Origin of the sequence: Bacillus sp. OTU2372 (assembly GCF_038440275.1) — a bacterium.
GTDB classification, from domain to species: Bacteria; Bacillota; Bacilli; order Bacillales; family Cytobacillaceae; genus Neobacillus; species Neobacillus bataviensis_B.
The window spans coordinates 1-372 of record NZ_JASATK010000092.1; the positions used below are offsets into that span (position 1 = coordinate 1).

Genomic DNA, 372 nt, shown 5'->3' on the forward strand with positions numbered 1-372 from the left:
TAGTTTTTTCACAAAAGTAAAACAACCTAACATTTATGCGGGTGTGGCGGAATTGGCAGACGCACCAGACTTAGGATCTGGCGCCGCAAGGCGTGGGGGTTCGACTCCCTTCACCCGCACCAAGTTGTTTTTATGAAGTAAAATAAACAAACTATTTTACTAAAGAAATAAATTACCATAATGCGGAAGTAGTTCAGTGGTAGAACACCACCTTGCCAAGGTGGGGGTCGCGGGTTCGAATCCCGTCTTCCGCTCCAACAATGCCGGGGTGGCGGAACTGGCAGACGCACAGGACTTAAAATCCTGCGGTAGGTGACTACCGTACCGGTTCGATTCCGGTCCTCGGCACCATTTTTGTTAATTAAATTCATT

3 tRNA genes are annotated in these 372 nt (G+C 47.6%); all 3 read left to right on the top strand.

From position 1 onward, the window contains the following. Positions 1-37 precede the first annotated feature (37 nt). Positions 38-122, top strand: a tRNA-Leu gene (locus tag AAHB15_RS30085). Positions 123-182: 60 nt separating this feature from the next. Beyond that, positions 183-257 (top strand) — tRNA-Gly (locus tag AAHB15_RS30090). A gap of 5 nt (positions 258-262) precedes the next feature. Beyond that, positions 263-351: transfer RNA gene (locus AAHB15_RS30095), tRNA-Leu, on the top strand. The last annotated feature ends 21 nt before the right edge of the window (positions 352-372 follow it).